The 9,678-nt window shown below is 57.7% G+C and carries 10 protein-coding genes; 6 read left to right on the top strand and 4 right to left on the bottom strand.

What is annotated here, in order from left to right; all coding sequences use genetic code 11:
• Nucleotides 1-244 precede the first annotated feature (244 nt).
• The 5 genes from ACT8II_RS03580 to ACT8II_RS03560 all read left to right on the top strand — a co-directional run bounded on the left by ACT8II_RS03580 (nt 245) and on the right by ACT8II_RS03560 (nt 4,209).
• On the top strand, nt 245-655 hold the full coding sequence (locus ACT8II_RS03580; RefSeq protein WP_118653862.1) for an FHA domain-containing protein: 411 nt from the start codon (nt 245-247) through the stop codon (nt 653-655).
• The gene (gene ftsR, locus ACT8II_RS03575) at nt 648-1,547 is read left to right on the top strand and encodes a transcriptional regulator FtsR (protein WP_443813014.1); all 900 of its coding nucleotides are present in this window, start codon (nt 648-650) and stop codon (nt 1,545-1,547) included. Before ACT8II_RS03580 ends, ftsR begins: the two co-directional genes overlap by 8 nt.
• A 13-nt stretch (nt 1,548-1,560) precedes the next feature.
• Nucleotides 1,561-2,094 carry an adenine phosphoribosyltransferase gene (locus ACT8II_RS03570; protein ID WP_294122139.1) on the top strand — a complete coding sequence of 178 codons (534 nt, stop codon included), beginning with the start codon at nt 1,561-1,563 and terminating at the stop codon, nt 2,092-2,094.
• 39 nt (nt 2,095-2,133) lie between these two features.
• Nucleotides 2,134-3,228 (top strand): coiled-coil domain-containing protein, encoded by a 1,095-nt coding sequence (locus ACT8II_RS03565; RefSeq protein ID WP_118653865.1) that lies wholly within the window; start codon nt 2,134-2,136, stop codon nt 3,226-3,228.
• 96 nt (nt 3,229-3,324) lie between these two features.
• Nucleotides 3,325-4,209 (top strand): DegV family protein, encoded by an 885-nt coding sequence (locus ACT8II_RS03560; protein ID WP_118653866.1) that lies wholly within the window; start codon nt 3,325-3,327, stop codon nt 4,207-4,209.
• 150 nt (nt 4,210-4,359) lie between these two features.
• Here ACT8II_RS03560 and ACT8II_RS03555 read toward each other — a convergent pair whose 3' ends face one another.
• On the bottom strand, nt 4,360-5,298 hold the full coding sequence (locus tag ACT8II_RS03555) for an NAD(P)/FAD-dependent oxidoreductase (RefSeq protein ID WP_443813013.1): 939 nt from the start codon (nt 5,296-5,298) through the stop codon (nt 4,360-4,362).
• Nucleotides 5,299-5,408: 110 nt separating this feature from the next.
• Between ACT8II_RS03555 and ACT8II_RS03550 the strand changes: the two genes are divergently transcribed.
• Nucleotides 5,409-6,707 (top strand): MGDG synthase family glycosyltransferase, encoded by a 1,299-nt coding sequence (locus tag ACT8II_RS03550; RefSeq protein WP_443813012.1) that lies wholly within the window; start codon nt 5,409-5,411, stop codon nt 6,705-6,707.
• 78 nt (nt 6,708-6,785) lie between these two features.
• On the opposite strand, the gene ACT8II_RS03545 is transcribed toward ACT8II_RS03550, so the two are convergent.
• From ACT8II_RS03545 to nrdR, 3 genes are read right to left on the bottom strand one after another with little or no spacing between them, the layout of a single operon-like run.
• Nucleotides 6,786-8,099: an NCS2 family permease gene (locus ACT8II_RS03545; protein ID WP_294122127.1), complete on the bottom strand. Its 1,314-nt coding sequence runs from the start codon at nt 8,097-8,099 to the stop codon at nt 6,786-6,788.
• Nucleotides 8,100-8,128: 29 nt separating this feature from the next.
• The gene (gene dut / locus ACT8II_RS03540; RefSeq protein ID WP_118653870.1) at nt 8,129-8,572 is read right to left on the bottom strand and encodes a dUTP diphosphatase; all 444 of its coding nucleotides are present in this window, start codon (nt 8,570-8,572) and stop codon (nt 8,129-8,131) included.
• 4 nt (nt 8,573-8,576) lie between these two features.
• A complete protein-coding gene (nrdR, locus tag ACT8II_RS03535) occupies nt 8,577-9,020 on the bottom strand; it encodes a transcriptional regulator NrdR (RefSeq protein ID WP_118653871.1) in 444 nt (147 codons plus the stop codon).
• Nucleotides 9,021-9,678: the final 658 nt, after the last annotated feature.

The following is a 9,678-nucleotide window of genomic DNA, read 5'->3' as shown; positions in this document are numbered from 1 at the left end:
GGCGTATGCTGCTCGCTTCTAACCGGCGTGGTCTATACGACCAAGGGAATCGCGGCCATTCGCTCGGCCATCGCGCATCCTGAGGACGAGGACGAGGATTTCCTCAACCCCGAGATCGACGAGGACGAGGAGTCGGCAGAGGAATAGTCTGCGTATTCCCACTGAACGCGTGCCGCTTGCGCTAGAATGAAACGATAGTTGACGATACTTCGGATGTATTCCGATTTTCCAGTAGGGGGTTCCCATGGCAAACATCGAGCAGAACGAGACCACGCGCGTCTTTCGCATGCCGAGCAGCGATGCCACGGCGCCCGACCTCATGAAGAGCGCCTCGCTGGTCGTTCCGGTCCTCTCAATCATCAAGGGGCCCCAGACCGGCAACGTCTTCGAGCTCGATGCGCCCGAGATCACCATCGGTCGCGATCCCGCGAACACAATCTTTCTCAACGACATGACGGTGTCGCGCAGCCATGCGAAGATCCTGCGCAACGAGGCGGGTGTCCTCATTGAGGATCTCGGCTCCCTTAACGGCACCTGGGTTGATGGCGCGATCGTCAATTCCGCCCCTCTGCATGATGGCTCTTCCGTGCAGATCGGCACCTTCACGCTGATGTACCACGAGAGCACCGTGGAGCGCATCGAAACCGGTGAGTAGCTTGGCTGAGCGCAGCTACCTCAGCATTGGGCAGGTCGTGAACCTGCTCCGCGGTACATACCCCGACCTTTCAAACTCGAAGATTCGCTTCCTGGAAGACGAGGGGCTCATCACGCCGCACCGCACTCCTAAGGGCTATCGTCAGTACTCGAAGGCGGACGTCGACTGTCTCGAGGTTATTTTGCATCTGCAGAAAACCAGGTATATGCCACTTTCCGCCATCAAGCAGAAGTTGGACAGTGCATCTGACCTTTCGACCCTCGCATTCGAGGTCGGCCTGCTTACGGATGCGCCCATGAAGGTTGCCTCAAAGGAGACTCGTCAGAAGCTCCATCCCATCGAGGACGTCCCAGATATCCTCGGCGTCGACATTGCGTTCTTGCGGCAGCTTTCCGATAACGATCTTATCCGGATTGTTCGCAGCCCCCAAAACCGGGAACTCATCGACGGTCGGGACTTCGAAATCATCCGTCATTGTGCAGAGCTGTCGCGCTTTCACATCGAGCCTCGCAATCTGCGGCAGTACGTCAATGCAGCCAACCGTGAATCCGCCCTATTCGAACAGGTTCTCATCGGTATGCTCGGTACCGACGATTCTGATGACAATCGAGAGGCGAAGCTCGATCGCGCGTTCAAAACGCTTCATGACCTCACGGACGGAGTTCGTACCGCGCTGTTGCGTAACCGCGTCTTCGAGTCGCTTAACGCCGTGGTTGAGGATGCCGATGTCGATGCCATCGACGATGAGATCACGCGCGCGGAGATGGCAGCCCAAAGCAACTCCGCCGTCCTTCCATATGCCACCCCCGAGTCGACCACGGGCGTGGCTCCACTCGATGCAACCGAACTTGCCGCCCAGCCCATTCGCGTGACGCCCATTACAGCCGAGTAGAAAGCACAGGATTATGGAACCGTTCGATTACGCCGCTTACATCGCCGATATCCCGGATTACCCTGAGCCCGGCGTCGTATTCAAAGACATCACGCCGCTCTTTGCCGACCCTGTGGCCATGCGCCATACCGTCGAGGACATTGCCGATCATTTCAAAGACGCGGGCGTCACTAAAGTGGTCGGACCCGAGGCGCGTGGCTTCATGATTGGCGTACCCGTTGCTCTCGAGCTTGGAGCCGGGTTCATTCCCGCACGCAAACCGGGCAAGCTGCCCCGCGAGACCTACTCGGTGAGCTATGAGCTCGAGTACGGAACCGATACCCTTGAGATTCATAAAGACGCCATTCAGCCCGGTGACCGCGTGCTTATCGTAGACGATTTGATTGCGACCGGCGGTACCGCGGCGGCGGCCGGAAAACTTGTGCAAGATGTGGCGGCCGAGCTAATAGGGTATGCTTGTATCTTGGAGCTATCGTTCCTCGATCCTCGCAAGACGCTTGCGACTGCGGGAGATCAAGAGCTGTACAGCCTCATTCAGGTATCGTAACGAACGCGCGCCTTGCCGCTCGTATCGAGGAGTTTTCATATGACGCACTCTAAACGCAGCCTTACCGCACGTCGTGCCATCGTCGCCGGTCTTTCCGGCATCGTTCTTATGTCCGGCGTTCCCACGTTCGCCTTCGCCGACACTGAGTCTGATCTTGCAGCGGCCCGCGAACAGCTCGAGGAGATTGGACGTCAGACAGAAGAGATCACCAATCGTCTTTCTGAGCTCACGTACTCCCTTGAGGAGACTCGCGGTCAGATCGATGAGACGAACAATGAGATTGCGGAGCGCCAGCAGCTGCTTTCCACGTTCGTCTCCTCTGAATACAAAGGCGGTCTTGCCGGACTGATCGAGATTGTGCTTTCCTCGACGTCCTTTGATCAGTTCGTCTCGAGTGTGACGTACATGAACAAGGTGGCGAACACGCAGGCCGAGACCATAGCAGAGGTTAAGACCCTCAAGGAGGAGCTTGATACCAAGCAAGCCGAGCAAGAGGAGAACGTCAAGGAAACTCAGGCGAAGGTCGATGAGCTCAACGCGCAGCGCGCTGAGGCCGCGTCGGTCGTGAGCTCGCTCGACGCAAAACTCCAGGAAGAGCTTGCCGCCGAGGCGGCCGCAAACGCTGCCCTCCAACAGGGGCTTAACGCGAGCCAGGGCGACCAGATCGATGACGTCCAGAACGTCGATACGCCCTCCAACAACAATACGGACCAGGGTGGCGGAACCAACACCAACAACTCCAACAATACGCCCGCTCCCACACCTTCGCCTGCGCCGACACCGGAGCCCGATCCCGAGCCCAACTATGTTCCGAGCACCGGTAACGCCATCGTCGATCGTGCATGGAGTTGGGTTGGCAAGGCTGAATATGTATGGGGAGGGTGCGCTCCCGGCCAGTTCGACTGCTCCGGCTTTGTGAGCTACTGCCTCACTGGTCAATACCGTCGTCTTGGTACCACCAATACGTTCATGGGCTGGCCGCAGGTGAGCAATCCCCAGCCGGGAGATGTGTGCGTCAATTGGGGTCACACCGGCATTTATATCGGTAACGGACAGATGATCCACGCGGCCACCTATGGCGTCGGCGTCGTCGTCGGCCCTGTCCAGGCTGGTATGATCTACGTTCGCTACTAACATCTCGAACAATGCACGTGGACGGCGGAGGGGGAGTGCTCCTTCCGCCGTCTCTCTATACCGGACATTCGTCATACAACGCGAAAGGATTCATACATGTCATGGGCTCTCATAGCGGACTCCAGCTGTAATCTACGCGCATACCAACCCGCAACGGCGGATTGCGCCTTTGCGTTGGCTCCGCTCAAAATCGTAGTTGCAGGCGAGGAATACGCTGACGATGCCTTCCTCGATGTTGCCACGCTCAACCATCGGGTGGCCGCCGAGCCCTCCGCATCGGGTAGTTCATGTCCGAGTGCAGGGGAGTGGGCGGAATTGTTCCGCTTGGCGGACAATGTTATTGCCATCACCATCTCGGCGAACCTTTCCGGCAGTTTCGAGGCCGCTCAAATGGGTCGCAATCTCGTGATGGATGAATATGCCCGCGACCATGATGGTCAAATCGCTGGGAAGAACATCTTCGTTCTCGACTCAAAGGCTGCCGGAGGAAAGCTCGAGCTTATCGTTCAACTTCTAGATAGGTACCTAACGAATAATCCTGATGCTACATTTGACCAGGCAGTATCGTATGCTGAACAGCTACAGGCAAGCTCTCAGGTGCTCTTTTCGCTGAGCAGTTACGAGAATCTCACGAAAAATGGACGCATGCCCAAAGTCGTCGGAGCCCTCGCCAGCGGTCTTTCCATCCGCATGCTCGGTACTGCGAGTGCTCAGGGGACGATCAAGGTCGTAGCACCAACGCGTGGTGACAAGAAAACGTACCGCAAGATCATCGAAACCATGCGTGCTGATGGGTATCGTGGCGGCATGGTCTATATCGACCATGTTTTCAATGAGGACGGTGCCTCGGCACTCAAGGATGCGATTGTTACCGAGTGGCCTCATGCCGAGGTGTTCGTCTTACCCTGTGGCGGCCTATGTTCGTACTACGCCGAAAAGACCGGCCTGATCATTGGGTACGAATGGGCGCACCGTCTTTGACATCATCAACAGACGAAAGCGAGAACCCCCGCAACGCGCGGGGGTTCTTTATTTAGATCGTCATCTACTTTACATAATATATATTATCGTAATTCTGAATAATGTATCACATACTCAGACCGAGAGACACACCATTACGACCAAACCCGATTAGATCCTGCCAGACTCCTCGAGGTAAGCATAGGCGGACATGGCCGCAATGGCACCGTCAGCCGCCGCGGTGATGACCTGTCGCAAGGACTTGGAACGCATATCGCCAGCGCAGAATAATCCGGGAGTCTTCGTTGCCATTGATTCATCGGTAACGACGCCACCGTCTGAACCAAGGTCAACATAGGGAGCTACGATTTGGGTAGCCGGATCATGGCCGACGGCGACAAATATGCCAACCGAGCCTTCGTCGAACATCTCGGCGTGCGTCTCTCCCGTGGCATTGTCTCTCAATACGATGCGGTTGATAAACGTCGAACCGCTCACTTCGATAATACTAGTTTGGTACCTAATAGTAATGTTGTCACGCGTGAGAAGTCGCTCTACCATGCCCCGTGGAGCCCGGAACACATCGCGTCTCACGCCAAGTTCAACGTGCTCGGCGATATTGGAGAGATACATTGCCTCCTCAACAGCGGAATTGCCGCCACCGATGATAAAGACGTGCTTTCCGCGATAGAACATTCCATCACAGGTGGCGCAATACGATACTCCCCTTCCGCGGAACTCATCCTCACCTACGAAGCCTCCAAGTCGGGGCGTAGCTCCGGTCGCCACGATAAGCGCAGGGGCTTCGAGCTGCTCCATATCGGTGTTGACGATGAACATGTCATCTTCGCGGTCGATCGACGAGACCGATCCGTACGTGGACTGAGCACCTGCATGCTCGGCGTGCTCCAGCATCTTCTGGCCAAGTTCGGCCCCCGAGCAACTGCCTAATCCGGGGTAGTTGTCAATGATATCTGAGGTGGCAATCTGTCCGCCAGCCATCCCATGCTCGACAACCAGAACGTCTAGGCTGGCTCGTGCGGCGTAGAGGGCAGCGGAATAGCCTGCGGGACCTCCACCGACGATGATGAGGTCTTTCGTGGAATCCATAGCCGGTACATCCTTTCGGTACGTCGTTTCTTTGCTCTTACCCGATTGCGCCGAGCTCTTGCAGGGCGGGACGTACAATGCTGTTAGCAAGCAACCAGGGAGACGCCCACATGACAACTGAACGCCTCGACAATCTTGGCGATAACGTGCCGCTCAATTCCCGGGGGACGGTATCACCGGCAAGCGAAGCCCCACGGCCCGTTATTACCATTATGCATGCCTCGGTAGGCTCCGGACATCGCGCGGCGGCCATGGCAATCGCACAGGCGGTGGAAAACATGCGGGGTGCACATGGCGTACCCGATGATGTTGAAGTTGATGTCCTCGACGTACTCGATTTTGGGCGCATCAAATTCGACGGTAACAAAACTGCGGCGGCGTTCACGGGCGCCACGAGGCCCATCTACGATGTTACGTGGCGCTATACGCTCACGGGCAGATTGCTCTGGGGCGGTGGATCGGCGTGGTCCAGAATCATGTTCCACTCATTTAACGACTATGTGACTGAGAAGCGACCCCTTGCCGTCATTTGCACACACATCACCGCCGCAAATACCGCCGTTGGAGCCCGCATGATGACAGGTGTGGAGTTTCCCGTCGTCTGCGTCCCCACCGATTACGAGATAGAGGGTTGGTGGCCACACAAGGAAACCGACCTCTTTTGCGTCGCGACCGAGTTCATGGCGGAGACGCTCCGCCCACGAAAGGTTCCCGAGCGATGCATCGAGGTCACGGGCATACCCATCAGACCGGGATTTAGCGAGCCGCGCAATCGCGAGCACGATTGCGAGACGTTCGGGATGCCAGGCGACAAGACCTTGGTGCTGGTCATGGCAGGCGCCGCCCTACCCCAGCCGTATGTGCGATTCCGGGCGGCCATGGAGGAGACGCTTCCCTACCTGCGCAGCTTCGAGAGTATGCACTTCGTGTTCCTGCCGGGTAAGGACATTGCATACGCGAAGCACCTGCGCTCCGTGTTCGAGGGCATGAAGCTTCCCAACGTCACCGTACTCGATTACGTGGACGACATGGCGGCCCTCATGCGGACCTGCGATCTGGCGATTCTCAAGTCCGGCGGACTTACCGTGACGGAGTGCCTGTGCGCCGAGCTGCCGATGATCTTGCTTGGAAAATCGTATGGGCAGGAGAAGGCGAACACGACGATGCTCACGTCTTTCGGCGCGAGCATGCATGCTACCACCTCACGCGAGCTCATCATGCAGTTGAGGCATCTCCATGATAATTCAGAGGCGCTCCACGGTCTCCTCGTCAACGCTGGCGCACTCCGCCGTCCCGATGCCGCACAGGACATCGTTTGCAGCACGATGCGGCTGGTCGGCGTGCCGTGTGATCGCGAGCAACATTTCGCTGAATTCTACTGGGGTGGAAAACCCGCGCATATACGGTAGAAAGATGCCCTCGCGGACAAATGACCGCGGGGGCATCTTGTATTGACGCATAAAGCCTTCTACGTGCTTACCGCATTTCTACACGAGCAGGAAGTACGCAAGGAACGCGGCGGCGGCGACCCACATGAGCGGACGAATCTTCTTGAGGTTGCCCGTCACGGCAGCAACGACCACGTAGGCGATGAAGCCAAGACCGATGCCGTTGGAAATCGAATAGGTGAACGGGATACCGACGATGATCATGAAGGTCGGGAAGCCCTCGAGGATGTCCGACCAGTCGACCTCGGTGACCTCGCTCATCATCAAAAAGCCGACGTACACGAGGGCGCCACAGGTAGCGGCGGAGCTGATGCAGCTGATAACCGGGGAGAAGAATGCGGCGAGCAGGAAGAGAACGCCTGCCGTCACGGAAGTAAGTCCGGAGCGACCGCCGTCGGCAGCGCCGGAGGCAGACTCAACGAACGTGGTGATGGAAGATGCGCCGAACACGCCACCCGCAGCTGCAGCCACGGAGTCGACGATGAGGATGGGCTTGATGTCCTCAACCTTGCCATCCTCGGTGAGGAACTCGCCCTGCTTGGCAACGGCCATGGCGGTGCCCATGGTGTCGAAGAAGTCGCTCATCATGAGCGAGAAGGCAAAGAGGAGCAAGGCGGGAGTGGTGAGGGCCTTGACGACGCCCATGACGCCATCGGCGTCCGCCATGAAAGGGGCGCCGAAGGTGGAGAAATCGAGCGGAGCGACGATGCTCGAGGGAGCAGCGGTCACGCCGAGCGGAATGCCGAGGACGGAAGCGATGACGATGCCCCACAGCAAGGCGCCCTTCACGTTCATGGAAGAGAGGACGACGGTGGCGACGATGGAGATGAGGCCGACGAGGAAGACCGGGTCGGTCACCTTGCCGAGGGCGACCATGGTGGCCTCGTTGGCGACGATGATGCCGCCATCCTTAAGGCCGATCATCGCGATGAAGAGGCCGAGGCCGATAGAGATGCCGTGACGCAGGGACACGGGAATGGCATCCATGATGGCCTCGCGAAGACCGCACAGCACGAGCAGCAAGATGGCGATACCCTCGATGAAGATGATAGCCATGGCAGTCTGCCAACCGAGTCCCATGGCTCCGCAGAGCGTGTACGCGACGATGGAGTTGATGCCCATGCCCGAGGCGCAGGCGAGCGGACGGTTCGCGATGAGGCCCATCGCGATCGTCATGACCGCGGCACCGATGCACGTGGCGGTCACCGCGGCGGCGACGGGAACGCCACCGGCGGAGAGGATGAGCGGGTTCACGACGATGATGTAAGACATCGCCAGGAACGTGGTCAGTCCCGCACGCAGCTCAGTGGCCACGTCGGACTTGCGCTCCCCCAACTTGAAAAACTGGTCCATAGATAATTCCCCCTATACGACTGGACCGACTATTTCGAACCGCTCGACCCGAAACCGCCGCTACCGCGATCGGTCTCGTCGAGTTCGTCGACCTCTGTAAGGTGCACGACGGGCACCTGCTGGATGACGAGCTGGGCGATACGCTCTCCCCGCTCGATGTGAATGGTCTGCTGGGAATCAAGGTTCACGGCGATGACCTTAAGTTCACCGCGATAGTGGGCATCAATGAGCCCCGGGGTGTTGGCGATAGTGAGACCGCGCTTGAGAGCCATACCGCTCCTGGGCTGAACAAACCCGGCGTACCCATCCGGAATTGAGATGGCAAGGCCAGTGGGGATGAGGACGCGCTCGAAGGGCGCGATGTCGACGCTCTCATTGGCACGCAGGTCCAAGCCCGCATCACCCTCATATGCATAAGCGGGTAACTCGACGGTTGGATCCAGGCGCTTGACGTTCACGTTCAACATGGACATGTAATCACCTCAGCTTATCGAGTTCGGATAGGAACTCATCGATGTCTTGGAAGTCACGATACACGGACGCGAATCGGATGTAGGCGACCTTATCGATCTTCTCGAGGCGCTTGAGGACCATATCGCCAATATCATGGGAGCTGACAGCCGAACGCGCCCCGCCCCTCAGTTCCAGTTCGATGTCATCAATGAGCGCGTTGAGCTGCGTGAGATCGATGTCGCGTTTGGAAGTTGCGCGCATAAGTCCCACGAGCAGCTTATTGCGGTCGAAAGGCTGCGTGGTTCCATCGCTCTTCAGCACCTCGATGGGGTCCTCGCATCGTTCGAATGTGGTGAACCGGTATCCGCACGATCGGCATTCACGACGACGTTTGATGGCGTTCGAGGAATCCTGCATACGCGAATCTATCACACGCGTGTCATCATGGCCGCACTTCGGACACCGCATGGCATCGTCTCCCCTCACATCCGACAACTTCGCTAGGATACCACGCGTTGAGGGCAGTAATGCTAGAAACACAAGATATGGTGAGTTGTAATAGTTCTAGCCTGCAGAGGGAACGACCAACTCCATGCCAGGGTGAAGCGAAGCGCTGGTAAGTCCGTTCCAGTCCCTCATGACCTCAACGGCTTCTTCGATTGCGAGCCCATCCACGGGGTTGTCCTCCGCGATGCTCCACAATGACTCTCCGGCAGAGACCGTTACATTTTTAGACGTCAGCGTGTCGACGAAGGCCGCATGACTCGCATTCCGAGCCTGGAAAACTGTGGACAGGATGGAAGCACACGCTACGATCAAGACCAATGACGCGACGCCGAAGAGGATAAAGCGAGACCGCGATGAAGGTGCCGGACGATCCCGCGCATAGACATCGGGTGCGGCAACTTGGAAGTGACCGGGCTGGATGTGTGAAACAGTCGACACGCCGCCAGAGACGACGCTTAAGGCTGGTGTGGAGGGTCGATCCAACGTGAGGGCCAGGGATCCGTAGGTAAACGATGTGGAAGTCATATTCGCTCCTCCCGCTCTGCATCTTGTCGCCTTTGGTTATATCGAGCCGTGCGGACAAAACTTCTGGCACAAGAACGAGTGTTCGTGTATTATT

This window comes from Collinsella sp. (genome assembly GCF_052346665.1).
Lineage (GTDB): Bacteria > Actinomycetota > Coriobacteriia > Coriobacteriales > Coriobacteriaceae > Collinsella.
The sequence above is the reverse complement of the archived record's forward strand: the minus strand, read 5'-3'. Positions and strand labels throughout refer to the sequence as shown.